The 14,101-nt window shown below is 27.6% G+C and carries 16 protein-coding genes and 2 pseudogenes; 16 read left to right on the top strand and 2 right to left on the bottom strand.

Annotation, left to right across the window (positions count from 1 at the left end; genetic code table 11):
* Positions 1–136 precede the first annotated feature (136 nt).
* From gltS to surE, 3 genes and pseudogenes are all read left to right on the top strand, one after another.
* Entirely contained in the window at positions 137–1,387 is a 1,251-nt protein-coding gene (gltS, locus tag LEQ07_RS15055) for a sodium/glutamate symporter (protein ID WP_226896707.1), read from the top strand.
* A 129-nt stretch (positions 1,388–1,516) separates the two neighbouring features.
* A pseudogene (locus LEQ07_RS22645) lies at positions 1,517–2,388 on the top strand (MurR/RpiR family transcriptional regulator).
* Positions 2,389–2,403: 15 nt separating this feature from the next.
* Positions 2,404–2,976, top strand: coding sequence for a 5'/3'-nucleotidase SurE (gene surE, locus LEQ07_RS15045; RefSeq protein WP_263331273.1), 573 nt, complete (start codon positions 2,404–2,406; stop codon positions 2,974–2,976).
* Between the two features lie 227 nt (positions 2,977–3,203).
* On the opposite strand, the gene LEQ07_RS15040 is transcribed toward surE, so the two are convergent.
* Positions 3,204–3,740, bottom strand: coding sequence for a deoxycytidylate deaminase (locus tag LEQ07_RS15040; RefSeq protein ID WP_064503618.1), 537 nt, complete (start codon positions 3,738–3,740; stop codon positions 3,204–3,206).
* A gap of 159 nt (positions 3,741–3,899) precedes the next feature.
* Between LEQ07_RS15040 and LEQ07_RS15035 the strand changes: the two genes are divergently transcribed.
* The 10 genes and pseudogenes from LEQ07_RS15035 (at position 3,900) to LEQ07_RS15005 (ending at position 11,226) form a co-directional block, all read left to right on the top strand.
* On the top strand, positions 3,900–4,169 hold the full coding sequence (locus LEQ07_RS15035; RefSeq protein ID WP_046823648.1) for an ArsR/SmtB family transcription factor: 270 nt from the start codon (positions 3,900–3,902) through the stop codon (positions 4,167–4,169).
* Positions 4,170–4,383: 214 nt separating this feature from the next.
* The gene (locus tag LEQ07_RS15030; RefSeq protein ID WP_263331272.1) at positions 4,384–4,740 is read left to right on the top strand and encodes a hypothetical protein; all 357 of its coding nucleotides are present in this window, start codon (positions 4,384–4,386) and stop codon (positions 4,738–4,740) included.
* Positions 4,741–4,755: 15 nt separating this feature from the next.
* Positions 4,756–5,289 (top strand): annotated as a pseudogene (locus LEQ07_RS15025) (DUF4097 family beta strand repeat-containing protein); the annotation flags it as partial.
* Between the two features lie 169 nt (positions 5,290–5,458).
* Positions 5,459–6,109 carry an HD domain-containing protein gene (locus tag LEQ07_RS15020; RefSeq protein WP_332843239.1) on the top strand — a complete coding sequence of 217 codons (651 nt, stop codon included), beginning with the start codon at positions 5,459–5,461 and terminating at the stop codon, positions 6,107–6,109.
* A complete protein-coding gene (locus tag LEQ07_RS21830) occupies positions 6,103–6,363 on the top strand; it encodes a hypothetical protein (RefSeq protein ID WP_332843238.1) in 261 nt (86 codons plus the stop codon). Before LEQ07_RS15020 ends, LEQ07_RS21830 begins: the two co-directional genes overlap by 7 nt.
* Positions 6,364–6,384: 21 nt before the next feature.
* Entirely contained in the window at positions 6,385–6,519 is a 135-nt protein-coding gene (locus tag LEQ07_RS21825) for a hypothetical protein (protein ID WP_332843237.1), read from the top strand.
* Between the two features lie 259 nt (positions 6,520–6,778).
* On the top strand, positions 6,779–7,282 hold the full coding sequence (locus LEQ07_RS21820; RefSeq protein WP_332843236.1) for a hypothetical protein: 504 nt from the start codon (positions 6,779–6,781) through the stop codon (positions 7,280–7,282).
* Positions 7,283–7,293: 11 nt separating this feature from the next.
* A complete protein-coding gene (locus LEQ07_RS15015) occupies positions 7,294–9,714 on the top strand; it encodes an AAA family ATPase (protein ID WP_332843235.1) in 2,421 nt (806 codons plus the stop codon).
* Positions 9,715–9,804: 90 nt separating this feature from the next.
* Positions 9,805–9,975, top strand: coding sequence for a hypothetical protein (locus tag LEQ07_RS15010; RefSeq protein WP_263331271.1), 171 nt, complete (start codon positions 9,805–9,807; stop codon positions 9,973–9,975).
* Between the two features lie 273 nt (positions 9,976–10,248).
* Positions 10,249–11,226: an HD domain-containing protein gene (locus tag LEQ07_RS15005; RefSeq protein ID WP_263331270.1), complete on the top strand. Its 978-nt coding sequence runs from the start codon at positions 10,249–10,251 to the stop codon at positions 11,224–11,226.
* A gap of 22 nt (positions 11,227–11,248) precedes the next feature.
* On the opposite strand, the gene LEQ07_RS15000 is transcribed toward LEQ07_RS15005, so the two are convergent.
* Positions 11,249–11,596, bottom strand: coding sequence for a winged helix-turn-helix transcriptional regulator (locus LEQ07_RS15000; protein ID WP_025163093.1), 348 nt, complete (start codon positions 11,594–11,596; stop codon positions 11,249–11,251).
* Positions 11,597–11,736: 140 nt separating this feature from the next.
* Here LEQ07_RS15000 and LEQ07_RS14995 point away from each other — a divergent pair, with 140 nt between their 5' ends.
* From LEQ07_RS14995 to ymfI, 3 genes are all read left to right on the top strand, one after another.
* A complete protein-coding gene (locus LEQ07_RS14995; protein WP_046824325.1) occupies positions 11,737–12,456 on the top strand; it encodes an SDR family oxidoreductase in 720 nt (239 codons plus the stop codon).
* 46 nt (positions 12,457–12,502) lie between these two features.
* Positions 12,503–13,219: an SDR family NAD(P)-dependent oxidoreductase gene (locus LEQ07_RS14990; protein ID WP_263331269.1), complete on the top strand. Its 717-nt coding sequence runs from the start codon at positions 12,503–12,505 to the stop codon at positions 13,217–13,219.
* Between the two features lie 136 nt (positions 13,220–13,355).
* The gene (gene ymfI, locus LEQ07_RS14985) at positions 13,356–14,096 is read left to right on the top strand and encodes an elongation factor P 5-aminopentanone reductase (protein WP_046824327.1); all 741 of its coding nucleotides are present in this window, start codon (positions 13,356–13,358) and stop codon (positions 14,094–14,096) included.
* Positions 14,097–14,101: the final 5 nt, after the last annotated feature.

The following is a 14,101-nucleotide window of genomic DNA, read 5'->3' as shown; positions in this document are numbered from 1 at the left end:
AAAAAATAAAATCAAAATAAAAGTAAAATATAATAAATAAATTCAATTTTGAATTTTTTAATTTTTAATATTATTAATTTAATTTTAAAGTTAAAGGTTATTTAGTTGTTTTTTATATAATTTAGGAGGGATGCGTATGTTTGAATTATCAAAAGAGTTAGGGATAATGACAATGAACTTAGATATGGTTCAAAGTCTTGCATTTACAACAATAGTACTTCTTATAGGATCTTTTATTAAAGCAAAGGTTAATATATTACAAAAATATTGTATACCAGCACCAGTTATAGGAGGTTTTTCTTTTGCGATTATATCATTTGTTTTAAGACAAACAGGTGTAATTGCTGTAGTATTCGACACGACACTACAGGGAATTTTAATGACAGCGTTTTTTACAACCGTAGGATTTACAGCAAGTTTTAAAGCTTTGAAAAAAGGCGGAGTAGGAGTAATAAAATTTTTAATTGTTGCGGTTTTATTAGTTCTGGCTCAAGATATAATAGGTATTTTTTCAGCAAAAGCTATAGGAGTTACCCCTTTACTAGGGCTTATAGCAGGATCAGTTTCAATGACAGGTGGACATGGAGCTTCTGGGGCATTTGGACCACTTATGGAGGCTCAGGGGTTAAATGGAGCTCTTAGCATAGCTATGGCGTGTGCAACATTTGGATTAGTAGTTGGAAGCATTATAGGAGGACCTATCGCAAACAGGCTAGTAGAAAAACACAATTTGGAAAATAAAGAGGATGAGTATGAAAATTTAATAGAATTAGAATCAGCGGGAATAGACTCTGACACAAGCGCATGCGAAGTTAATTTACCAAAATTGTCTGAGCAAAGTTTAGTAAGTGGAGCTATACAAATTATAATAGCTATGGGATTTGGTACTTTAATTTCAGCAGGGTTTTCTAGTGTAGAGATTACTATGCCAAGTTACATAGGGGCTATGCTAGTTGCAGCTATAATGAGAAATTTATCAGATGCAAAAGGAGCATGGAAAACTCCTGAAAATGAACTTTCTAGCATTGGCGGCATTTGTTTATCTTTATTTTTATCTATGGCAATGTGTAGTTTAAAACTGTGGGAGCTTATAGATTTAGCAGTACCTATAATCATTTTATTAAGTATACAAACTATGTTAATGATTTTATTTTCATATTTTGTAACATTTAGAATAATGGGAAAAGATTATACAGCAGCAGTATTAGCTGCAGGACATTGTGGATTTGGAATGGGAGCTACTCCAAATGGAATAGCAAATATGGAATCGGTTGCAAGTAAGTTTGGGCCTTGTCAAAATGCATTTTTTATTTTACCACTGGTTGGAGCTTTATTTATAGAATTCTTCAATTCGGCAGTTATAACTACATTTATAAATTTGCTATAAATAAATAATGTAAAAAACTTATATATTATTTAAAAAAAGTAGCAAAAGATGGTATAATATAGTTATGTTAAATGTAAAAAGGCTTATAGCTTAATATAATAAATCATTAGTAATTATGAGGAGAAAAAAATGAACGAAACTAAAGATTTTAAAGATAGCAAACAACTAATTGATGACATTCAAAAGCAATATCCAAGACTTAGTAAGGGTCAAAAACTTATAGCTCAATATTTAATATCAAGTTATGATAAAGTTGCATTTATGACTGCATCTAAACTTGGAGAAGAAGTTGGAGTAAGTGAGTCTACGGTAGTAAGATTTGCAAATGCTTTAGGATTTTCCGGGTACCCAAAACTACAAGATGCTCTTCAAGAACTTATAAAAAATAAGTTGACAACTGTGCAAAGGGTAGAAATGAATCAGGAGTATTCAGATGACTGTAAAATTTTAAGTAAGGTTTTAAAAAGTGATATAGATAATATAAAGGACACTTTAGAAAACTTAGATGAAAGAATGTTCCAACAAGCTTCTGATAAGCTTTTAAATGCTAGAAAATATATATATTAGGTATGAGAAGTTCGTTTAGTATAGCTCAATACTTAGGATTTTATTTAGATATCATATTAGACAATGTTCATATTATAAGGATGGATATGGGAGATGCGTTTGAACAGGTTGTAAGAATAACAGAAGAAGATGTTGTTGTTGCGATAAGTTTCCCTAGATATTCAAAGAAAAGCTATCAAGTAGTAGATTATGCAAGAAGTAAGGGCGCACATATTATATCTATGACAGATAGTTTATTCGCCCCAATTGCTACGGTTGCAGACACGACACTATTAGTAAAAAGTAATATGGCATCATTTGTTGATTCTCTTGTTCCGGCATTGAGCTTATCCAATGCTCTTGTAGTATCAATAGGAATGAAAGAAAAAGATGATATAAAAGAATACTTTGATGATTTAGAAAAAATTTGGGAGAAGTTTTCTGTATACGAATAAAATTAGGAGGTATATATGAATATATTAATCACTAACGATGACGGTATTTATGCTGATGGAATTTTAGAACTTGCTAAAACTATAAGTGATATAGCAAATGTTTATATAGTAGCTCCTCATACTCAAAGAAGTGCTATGGGCCATGCCATAACAATACATGATCCTATAATGATTAAAGAAGAACATATATCGGATAAAATAAAATCATACTCTATAAGCGGCACTCCTGCTGATTGCGTTAAGGTAGGGATTGAATCAATTTTAAAAGGTATTGAAATTGACTTAGTTTTAAGTGGAATAAATAATGGAGCTAACCTGGGTACGGATGTAATTTATTCAGGTACTGTTTCGGCAGCTATTGAAGGGCTTATACAAAAAAAACCATCAATAGCTATATCGTATGATGGATTTGATGTATCAAGAGGTACTTATAAAGATGCTTCTGTGTATATAAAAAAAATAGTACAAAGCTTAACGAGCGAAATGAATATATTTGCTGATTGCATTTTAAACATAAATATACCATATGGAGATATAAAAGGATATAAAATAACTAAATTGGGTATAAGGGAATATGATATGTCATAGAGGAAAGAAAAAGTCCTTATGGAAAAAGATATGTTTGGATTGGAGGTCAAGTAAGAAAGCTTGACCAAGAAAAAGATAGTGATATACAAGCAATAGAAGAAGGGTATATTTCTATAACTCCAATAAATATTGATATGACTAACTATAAAAAAATTGATGTTTTGAACAATATAAATTTATTATAAAAATAGGTGAACGATGATTTTAAAATCATTGTTCACCTATTTTTAGTATCTTTTTGGTTTTGACAAAAATTCTTCTATTCTTTTTGCTTCACTTATTTGTTTTAATTCAACAGATTTTCTTTCGCTTTCGAGTTCATCTTCATATTTTATATACTCAACACCAGACTCTTCCAATAGTTGAAGTCCTAGCCCAGTAGGGTATTCTCCTTTAAATACAACCTTTTTAATTCCAGCTTGTATTAATGCTATACAACAAAATACGCAAGGCTGAGTTGTCACATACAAAACGGCACCATTACAACTAGTTCCATTTTTAGCACATTGTGTAATTGCATTAGCCTCTGCATGACCAGCTCTGCACAATTCAAGTCCTTGACCTGAAGGAATGCCTCTTTTTCTTCTCTCGCAATATCCTATGTCTGTACAGTGAATAGCCCCAGAAGGAGCTCCATTATAACCTGTACTTATTATTTGTTTATCCATACATATAACTGCACCTACTTGCCTAGACACACAAGTACTTCTAACTTTGGTTTGCTCAGCTATATTCATAGCCCACTCTGTAAATAGTATCCTCATAAAAGCCTCCTTCTAAAACGTGATATTATAATAATAACATAAACGCATAAATCTATAAATAAATATCTTATTTTGTAAATTGTTAAGTGCATAATGTAAGTTTTAGTAAATAAGTGTTATAATATAAATAAAGTAAAACTATTTGGAGGAATATAGTATATGAGTTATGAAGATATATTTAAAGCTCTGGCTGATAAAAAAAGGTTAGAGATACTTAGAACTTTAAATAAAAAGGGTAGCACTTGTGTGTGTAAGTTAGTGGATGAGTTTGATCTTTCTCAGTCAAAACTATCATATCATTTAAAATTGTTACTTGATAATAATCTTATAGTTAAAATTTCTCAAGGAAAATGGAATTATTATGATATAAATAAAGAAACTTTAAAAAATGTATTAAATGAAAATATAATAAAAGAAATCTTAAAGTAAAAATATAGCTGCCTCAAGATTGAGACAGTTATATTTTTATACTATAAAATTTTAATAAGGTATTTAGGCTACTTTTTTGTTTAGGTGTAATAATATAATATTAATAGAATATATAAATTATAGATAGGTTTAAATAAAATTCTAAAATCGATATTATTTAAAATTAAAAATATATTTTATTGAGTATATATAAATTAACAAAGGAGTTGTAAATATGAAAATAAAAACTATAGTTAAGTTATCAACACTTGCTATTGTAATTGGATTTGTATTTACTGGAATGGGGTATGCTTTTGATGAAAATGTATTTATAGAAAACAATAATAGTAGTGATTGCTATGACTCCACTAGTGAAGAATATTTAATTGATAGCAAAAAATTACATGCGTTTAAAAATATAAATGTAGAAACAGATTTAAATAGTATTGAAATTATACCATCAGATCAGTATAAAGTAGACTTAAAATATAAAAAGGATTATATAAACATAAAATATAAAATAGAAAATGGAAGTTTAAATATAAAAGAAGAAAAAATAAAAATTGAATACATACAACTTAGAATATTATAAAAAAATAGAGATAGTAGTATTAAAATATATATACCTAAAGGTATAAAATTAGATAATTTAAGCATATCGTCAAATATATCTAACTTATTCTTAAATAAACTCGATGTATCTAATATTGATTTAAGTTGTGATACAGGAAATATAAACATAAATAATTGCAAGGTAGAACAATTAGACATGGCAACTGCTACAGGTAGTATAAATGTAGATGGATTAGATAGCTTAAATGCTAAATTTAAAAGTAATATGGGAAACATAAATATATTAAATAGCAGTGTAAAAGAAAACTTAGAATTGAGCAATAACATAGGTTATACTAAGTTTAAGGGGGAAATTTTAGGCAATATTAATGTTTCTAATAATTTAGGAAATATTGAACTTGATATAGGTAAAAATGAAGATGAGTATAACTACAACTTAAAAAATGATAGTGGAAATATAATTATAAATGATGAGGTTAAAAGTAGAAAATTTATAAAGAACAACAAATCTAAGTTTGATATGAATTTGAAATGTAACTCTGGAGATATAAATTTAAAATTTAATTAATAGTAAAAAGTACTTAAATCAATAAATAGTTTTAAGTACTTTTTGTTATTAATTAAATTATACTTACTGAAAATATTGTATAAATTATAAAATACAGATGGATTAATATACTTTATATATTTTGTAAATAATAACTTTAAAATATATATGATTTAAAAAGGAGGCTAACATGACTCATAAAAAGGAATTTTTAAAAGATATAGGTATGAATAAAAATTTTAAAACATCATTAATGGTAATGAAAAAAATACATAAGGATAGCAATATGACAACCTATATACTTACAGATAGGAGTGAAGAAATTAAAGCTAGAATACCGAATAAGTTTAGGTTAAAGCCAGGTCAAGTTATAGAGGTAGAAAGTAAAAAAGAGCCTACCATGGATGAAGTTAAAAGTGTAAGAATAATAGAATCTGACTATGAACTAGATGACTATTTACCAAAAGTAAAAAGACCTATACAAGATATTTTAAAAGAAATACAAGATATAAGTGATGAATATATAAAATCTGAAGAAGCTTCAATCTTAAATGATTACTTTTTTAAAGATGAAGAATTTCTGGACAAGTTTAAAAAGGGCATAGGTGGGGTATCAATGCATCATAACTACATAGGAGGCCTAGCAGAGCATACTCTTGGAGTTATGTACTTATCCAAGACACTTTGTGATAGATATAATTGTAAGAATAAAGAGATAGCAATATTAGGAGCAAAACTTCATGATATAGGCAAGCTTTATGAATTAGATTACAAAGGTCCATTTAAATATACTTTGCAAGGTGAGTTAGAAGGACATATAGCAATAGGTGTTCAATGGTAGACAAAGCTATAAATGAAATCAACTATGAGTTTAGTGAAGATTTTATAAGGAGAGTTAAAGGATGTATAATACAACATCATGGAAAACTTGAATATGGATCTCCTAGAGAATGCAACATGGAAGAGTCTTTTATCATAAACTTTGCAGATGGAATAGATGCAACTATGAATAAAATTAATCAGATTAAAGATAAATCACAAAATGATGGTTGGTCAGATTATGATAGAAGATTAGAAACACGATTATATTTATAAACTCTTAGAAAGGGGATAAAAATGATAAATATAAATGAAAAATTTGAAGAGATACGAAAAAGCCTAGAAAAAGAACTTATAGGACAAAATGAATTTATTAAAGATTTATGTAATTACTTTAACTATAAATTTCAAAAAATGAAAAAGGTATTTTAGTTTTAGTTGGAGAAAAGGAAACTGCTAAAAAAACCAGTATAAGACGAATATTTGAAAATTTAAAAGGAACTAATTTATTATATAATCCTCAGGTAGATGAAATTGACTTAGGATCATATAATTTTAATTTAGGATATAATGCTTTCTTAACAGACTTATATGAAAAATTAAGTTCTGATTCAGCTTGTGTAATGTTTAAAAATATAGAAAAATCAAGTGGGGAAATTTTAAAAGTATTATCGAGCTTATACCCAAATACATGTTTAAACTTAATGATGATTATATTATAAAAAATAAGTTTTTAGTTAAAGCAGACAATGAAGAATCAGGTACTATAGATAAAATTGTTTGCCATAATAAGTTTTTAGTATATATTAGTAACAATGAAGAATTTGAAATAGATAAATATTTTAATGAACAATTTAAATTGAATATAGATAAAACTCTACATACAAAACCATTAAATAGAAATGAACGAAATAAAGTGGTAAAAAGAGAAGTATTAAAAACAATTAGAAATGTAGAACAAAAATTTAATATTAAAATAACTTTAGATATAAATGAAGATGACAAAGGTGACGAATATTTTGGAATATGCAAATTTCTTCAAGAAACATATAAAAAGGACTCAAATTTTGGTATAAGTGAATATGTTTCTTATAAGCTATGTAAGCCATTAACAAATTTAATAAGAGAAGATAGATTAAAAACTACAACTGATGCGCTTATATATGTTAAAGACAATGATATATACTGCAAATAAATGATGAAGAATTGAATTTAAACGAATATTCAATGCCTACGTTAGAAGAAGCTGAGTATAAATTAAATTCTATAATAGGGATCGAAGATTTAAAAATATTTTTAAATAATGTGAAAAATAATTATAAAGTTCAAAAAATAAGAGAACGTTTAGGGCTCAAGACATCTAATATATCCTTAAACATGATTTTTGCAGGAAATGCAGGGACGGGTAAAACTAACGCTGCAAGGATAACATTTGAATATTTAAATTCTTTAGGTATTTTGTCAAAAGGAATATACAGAGAAGTTAGTAAAGCTGACTTTGTTACAGAAAATGTAGCTGATACTGCCAAAAGAACTATAGATATAATAAACTCTGCTATAGGAGGGGTTTTATTTATAGATGAAGCATACTCATTATGTGAAAGTGATGATGATAAAGCAGGAAAAGAAATCGTTGATGCTTTACTTAAGGGAGTGGAAGACAATAGAGATGAATTAGTTGTTATTTTAGCTGGATATGAAAAAGATATGGATGAATTTTTAACATTTAACCCAGGACTTAAATCAAGATTTCCAAACACTATTCATTTTGAGGACTATACTCCTACGCAGATGTACGAAATTGCGTTAAATATTGCAAAATCAAAGGGATATAGAATTGCAAAAAATGTGAAACATGATTTAATAGATTTATTTGCAAAGAACCAAATAAATGGTAAAAATGATTTAGGAAATGCAAGGTTTGTTAGAAACATAGTTGAAAATGCTATATTGGATGCGTCTAAAAAATATCTAACAGATAAATCTAAACAAATAGATTTATTGGAGAGAGATAATTTTAACTTTAAGGCAAAAACTAAATTTGATCTTGAGGAAAAATTAAGTTCGATAGTGGGATTAACAGAAGTTAAAAATTTATTAAGAAGTCAATATAAACTAATTGTGGCTCAAGAAAAGCGAAAATCAGCAGGAGTAAGTACAAAAATTGAACAAAATTTAAATATGGTGTTTGCAGGAAATCCTGGCACAGGAAAAACTAGTATTGCTAGATTAGTGGCAGAAATGCTAAACAGTATGGGACTTTTAAAAGTAGGACAACTTGTTGAGACAGATAGATCTAGCTTTGTATCTGAATTACCAGGTCAAACATCTAAGAAAACAGAAGAGAAGTTTAAAGAAGCTATAGGTGGTGTGCTTTTTATAGACGAAGCTTATACATTAGCTAATGATTCACTAGGGAGAGAGGCTATAGAAACCTTACTTAAATTGATTGAAGATTATGGAAAAGATGTAGTTGTTATACTTGCTGGGTATGAAGAAGAAATGGAAGACTTTTTTGATGTTAATATAGGTCTTAAGTCAAGATTTCCTATATGGACGGTTTTTAAAGATTACAATCCAAATGAGTTGCTAGAAATGGCTATAAAATTAATTGAGAATAAAGGATTTAAGTTATCCAAAAACGCATATACAGCTTTAAAAACAAGTTTTGAGGCTATATATGAAGAGGCTGATTCACAGTCAGGCAATGGTAGGATGGTAAGAAATTATGTTGAAAGTTTAATTAGAAACCAAAGTATAAGAATAGCTGAAGAAGATATAAGTGTTTATGAAATGAATTTAATAACAGTTAAAGATATAGAAAAGATAAATATGTCAGACTATGAAAATACTTTTGACTTAGAAGAAAAACTAAGCAACTTAAAAGGAAATTGTAAAGCTAAAGACTTTTTAAGAAGTCAGTATAAACTAATGAAGATAGAAGAAAAAAGAGAAAAGCTAGGAAAGAGAAGCAGAACAAATAAATACAAAAATATTATTTTTACTGGAGACACAGGTACAGGTAAAAAAAGAGTTTTAAGTATTTTATCTGAAATGTATTTTAGCAAAGGTCTTATAAAAGCTAAAAGTATAGTTGAAATAGATAAAGATGAGATAGTATCTAGCATAAACAGTGGTATGAATCTAGAAGATATATTAAATAAGTTTATAGGTAAAGTAATTTTAATAGATAAGTTTGATTTACTTATTAATGAATATAATTACAATGAAATAGTATCTATGCTTATCAAGTTTATAGATAAAAATAAAAGCAAAATAATACTAGTTATATCAGGTAATAAAGTTGGAATTGATAAAATCTTATTAGAAAATCAATCACTTAACTACAGATTTCCTTTATATTTAGATTTTAATGGATATAATGAAGAAGAACTTTATGAAATATGTTTAGATACTTTGGACAATAAAGGATTTATTTTAAATGAAGAAAGTTATGAAACACTAAAAAATACAATGAACGAATTGTATAATAATAAAAATATACTTTTAAAAAATGCTTTTATGGTAAAAAGTTATATAGATACTCTTGTAAGAATTCAAAGTTGCAGAGTATATGATAATAAAGTAAATGCAAAGGATATAAATACTATAGAAAAGGAGATATAGAAAAAGGAAAAAAGAATTTATTGATAAAATTTAAATACTAAAACAATTAAGGAAAAAGAATAATTATTTTAATTATGGTGAAGAAATAAAATGAATTCAATTGACTTAGATTTAATTCCTAGTAGGAATAAAGAAAATAAAAAATACTTAAAAACATCTACTGTAGATGAATTATTAAAACTAAAAAATCTATTAGATTTAAATATAATAGATGAAGATGAGTTTAAGTTGTTAAAATATAAAATTATAAGTCGAATATAGAGAAAAAATACTAGGGTAAAACCTAGTATTTTTTTCTTTAAGGAAATTATACGTAACTAATATTTGTGGATAACTTATGGGGTATAGCAATATTAATATTTGGGTGAAAGTAAAAAATAACACTTTGAACAACGTACTAAATCGTCTGAGTAACGGGACACGAGTTTACCGAGTGGACGTTGATGACATGAAATTTGAGCGACATGAGCAAAGCGAATTTTTTATATTATGATATAATATAAAAAGCTATAAGAGGTTATTAAGGAGGGTTATATGGAAAATAAAATAGTGGATTACATATATGGAGAGTTTGAATTAGAGGATGTTTTAATAGAACTTATAAATTGTGATGCATTACAAAGGTTAAAAAATATACATCAAGTAGGAGCTACATATTTAATTAAAGAGGAATTAAACGTAAATAGATTTGAGCATTCAATTGGGGTTATGCTGTTGATTCGATTGTTAGGTGGAAGTTTAAAAGAGCAAATAGCAGGATTACTTCATGATATATCACACACTGCATTTTCACATGTAATAGACTTTGTATTCGATAATAGTGATGAAGATTATCATGAACTTATATTTGATGAAGTTGTAATAAATTCTAAAATTCCATATATATTAAATAAGTATGGATATGACTTTAAAGAGATATTAGAAAATGAAGAGCAGTGGACTATACTAGAAAGAAAAGCACCTAGGTTATGCGCGGACAGAGTTGATTATACTTTAAGGGATATGTATAAGTACGGGTTTACTAATAAAAATGAAATAAATGAGTTTTTAAAAAATATACAAGTATTAGATGGAGAAATTGTTACAAACGATATAGAATCAGCTAGATGGTTTTTAGAGCTATACTATACAGAGGTTATAGATTTCTTTATGAATCCCATAAATGGATATTCTTATGATAAGTTATCTAAAGCAATAAAAATTGCGATTGATGAGAATGAGTTGAATTTAAAAGATATGTTAAAAACAGATAATGAGGTAATAGACATACTTAACAGATCTGAAAATAATAAAATAAAAAGTCTAATGAAATCACTAAACAAAAATGTAAAACTTAGGATAAATGAGGATAAGTACGATATATTTATAAAAGGTAAAACAAGACTTATAGACCCTGGAGTTAGTATAGGTGGGAAAGTATATTCGTTATCAGAGCTAGATAATAATGTAGAACTTATAAATAAAAAGGCAAAAGCAAAGATGGAAAAGGGTGTTTACATAGAAATATTATAAAGGTGTTGATACACCTTTATAATTATTTACACTGAGGGTTTATAAGTTCATATTTATCAGTTAAGTTTTTTTCTCCCCACTCGCACATTGCCTCAAGTATTGGGTATAAACTCATGCCTTTATCTGTTATACTATATTCAACTCTAGGAGGAACCTCTGGATAAACTGTTCTAGATATTAATCCATCAGATTCTAATTCTCTTAATTGGGTAGTTAAAGTTTTATGAGACACCTTACAAATAAATGATTGAATTTCACCAAACCTTTTAGTTCCTTCTTCTATTAAATAATAAAGTATTAAAGGTTTCCATTTACCGCCAATAGCATTTAATGTTATTTCTATTTCACATGTTAATATAGATTTTTTCATAAATTTCCTCCAATGAATCTGTTGAAAATGCACAATAGTTACTTCTAGTTCACTATATAACAATTATGTGCGTACTTACAATATAATATCAAAGAATATATAATTATTCCATAATAAAAATAGTTATATGGAGGTTATGTATGAAAAAATTAGCTGTAATAACAGGAGCAAGTTCAGGAATAGGAAGAGAAATAGCAAAAAAATTATCTAATAATGGTCATCCGGTACTATTATTATCTAGAAGACTTGATAAAATGGAAGAATTAAACTTACCTAATTCTTTATGTAAATCAGTGGATGTAACAAATATAGAAAAAATGAAAGAAGCTATAAAAGAAGCTGAAGAAAAATTTGGAAAAGTTGATTGCCTGGTAAACTGTGCTGGCATAATGCTACTTGGAGAGCCTAATACACAAAGTTATGAAGAATGGAGCAATATGATAGATGTAAATATAAAGGGTATACTTACAGGAACTAATATTGTATTAAACGATATGGTATCTAGAAATGAAGGAACAATAATTAATATAAGTTCTATAGCAGGAAGAAAGACATTTGATAATCATTCAGTTTATTGTGGTACAAAATTTGCAGTTCATGCAATAACAGAAAATATAAGAAAAGAAGTTGCAAGCTCAAATGTAAGGGTCATAACTATAGCTCCAGGTGTTGTAGAAACTCCTCTTTTATCACACACAACAGATGTGAATATAAAAGATAATTACAATGAATGGAAAAAAACTATAGAATCAGGTCTTGATCCAGAAAAAATAGCAAGTTGTGTAGAATTTGCTTATAACCAGCCTCAAGATGTATGTATAAGAGAAATTGTTATAGCAAAGACTAAACAAGAAGATTAATAAAATAATTAAATTATGTAAACTGTTCAAAGTGGGGAGGGAGTATATGTATACTAATAAAGTTGTAGTAGTTACAGGGGCAAGTAATGGTATCGGAAGAGCTATTGCCATGGAGTATGCAAAGTTAAATGCATTAGTTATTGCAATAGATATTGAAGAATATAATTTTGATAATAAGAATATAATTTTTTACAAGGCAGATTTAAAAGATGAAAAAAGAATTAGAGATATATTTAAAGATGTAGTGAAAAAATATAAAACTATTCATGTATTAATAAACAATGGAGCTATAAGTAAGTTTAACAAATCTGTATATGATATAACTTTAAATGAATTTGATGAAGTGATGGATGTTAATTTAAGAGGAAGTTTTATATGTTCTCAAGAATTTATAAAAGCTAATCAAAATGAAAGTTATGGAAGAATAGTAAATATATCTTCTACTAGATTTAATCAAAATGAAGCTGGGTGGGAAAGTTATGGAGCTTCAAAGGGAGGGCTTATATCTTTAACTAACACAATGGCTATATCTTTATCAAATACTCCAATAACGGTCAATGCAATAAGTCCGGGCTGGATAGAAACTCAAAACTATGAAGATTTAATTGAGAGAGACCATAAAAATCACCCATCGGGAAGAGTAGGTAAACCAAAGGACATAGTAAATACATGTTTATTTTTAACATATTATGAGAATGACTTTATAAATGGATGTAATATCATTGTTGACGGCGGCATGACTAAAAAAATGATATATGACTAAAAACATACTAAGGCCAAACTGCTACTTTGGCTTTAGTATGTTTTTTTAATACTTATACTATATTTCTTTTATTATAATAGGTATTCATATATAATAGTGATTGAATATTGAAATTTTATGTGAAAGGGAGAGGTTGATGAATAAAAAAACAGCATTAGTTACAGGTGCATCTAGAGGAATAGGCAAAGCTATAGCTACTTTGTTTGCTGAAAATGATTATAATGTATTAATAAATTATAATAATTCAGAGAAAGAAGCTTTAGAACTATATAATGATTTAAAAAGTAGAGGGTTGTCAGTAGATACCTATAAAGCAGATGTTTCAAAAAAAGAAGAAGTAAATTTCATGGTAAACTATTGCATTGGAAGATTTGAAAGCATAGACGTTTTAGTTAATAATGCAGGTATTAGTAGAACCAATTTATTTACAGACATAAGCTATGAAGAATGGAATGAGGTAATAAATACAAACTTAAATAGTGTATTTTTTACAACTCAAAAAGTTCTACAGTATATGATACCGCAAATGAATGGAAAGATAATAAATATATCATCAATATGGGGAATGGTTGGAGGGTCTTATGAAGTTCACTATTCTACTAGTAAAGCTGCTATAATTGGAATGACTAAGGCGTTAGCAAAAGAATTAGGACCTTCAAATATTCAAGTCAATTGTATTGCTCCAGGAGTTATAAAAACAGATATGTTAGACAATATATCTGATGATACTCTTGATATGTTAAAAGAGGAAACTCCTTTAATGAGGCTTGGAACACCTAATGATATAGCTCAATGTGCACTGTATTTAGCAAGTAGCAATTCGGATTTTTTAACAGGTCAAATTATAAGTCCTAATGGAGGGTTTGTTATAGTTTAAATTAA

The sequence above is a fragment of the Paraclostridium sp. AKS73 genome, from assembly GCF_025671395.1.
In the GTDB taxonomy this organism is placed as follows: domain Bacteria; phylum Bacillota; class Clostridia; order Peptostreptococcales; family Peptostreptococcaceae; genus Paraclostridium; species Paraclostridium benzoelyticum.
The sequence above is the reverse complement of the archived record's forward strand: the minus strand, read 5'-3'. Positions and strand labels throughout refer to the sequence as shown.

What these genes read in the sequence shown, in the direction of transcription:
- LEQ07_RS21820 (WP_332843236.1), top strand. Translation starts at nt 6,779, where the DNA reads ATGTTTAAACTTAATGATGATTATATTATAAAAAATAAGTTTTTAGTT.
- LEQ07_RS15010 (WP_263331271.1), top strand. Translation starts at nt 9,805, where the DNA reads ATGAATTCAATTGACTTAGATTTAATTCCTAGTAGGAATAAAGAAAAT.
- LEQ07_RS14990 (WP_263331269.1), top strand. Translation starts at nt 12,503, where the DNA reads ATGTATACTAATAAAGTTGTAGTAGTTACAGGGGCAAGTAATGGTATC.
- LEQ07_RS15020 (WP_332843239.1), top strand. Translation starts at nt 5,459, where the DNA reads ATGACTCATAAAAAGGAATTTTTAAAAGATATAGGTATGAATAAAAAT.
- LEQ07_RS21830 (WP_332843238.1), top strand. Translation starts at nt 6,103, where the DNA reads ATGGTAGACAAAGCTATAAATGAAATCAACTATGAGTTTAGTGAAGAT.
- ymfI (WP_046824327.1), top strand. Translation starts at nt 13,356, where the DNA reads ATGAATAAAAAAACAGCATTAGTTACAGGTGCATCTAGAGGAATAGGC.
- LEQ07_RS15030 (WP_263331272.1), top strand. Translation starts at nt 4,384, where the DNA reads ATGAAAATAAAAACTATAGTTAAGTTATCAACACTTGCTATTGTAATT.
- LEQ07_RS15005 (WP_263331270.1), top strand. Translation starts at nt 10,249, where the DNA reads ATGGAAAATAAAATAGTGGATTACATATATGGAGAGTTTGAATTAGAG.
- LEQ07_RS21825 (WP_332843237.1), top strand. Translation starts at nt 6,385, where the DNA reads ATGATAAATATAAATGAAAAATTTGAAGAGATACGAAAAAGCCTAGAA.
- LEQ07_RS15040 (WP_064503618.1), bottom strand. Translation starts at nt 3,740, where the DNA reads ATGAGGATACTATTTACAGAGTGGGCTATGAATATAGCTGAGCAAACC.
- surE (WP_263331273.1), top strand. Translation starts at nt 2,404, where the DNA reads ATGAATATATTAATCACTAACGATGACGGTATTTATGCTGATGGAATT.
- LEQ07_RS14995 (WP_046824325.1), top strand. Translation starts at nt 11,737, where the DNA reads ATGAAAAAATTAGCTGTAATAACAGGAGCAAGTTCAGGAATAGGAAGA.
- LEQ07_RS15000 (WP_025163093.1), bottom strand. Translation starts at nt 11,596, where the DNA reads ATGAAAAAATCTATATTAACATGTGAAATAGAAATAACATTAAATGCT.
- gltS (WP_226896707.1), top strand. Translation starts at nt 137, where the DNA reads ATGTTTGAATTATCAAAAGAGTTAGGGATAATGACAATGAACTTAGAT.
- LEQ07_RS15035 (WP_046823648.1), top strand. Translation starts at nt 3,900, where the DNA reads ATGAGTTATGAAGATATATTTAAAGCTCTGGCTGATAAAAAAAGGTTA.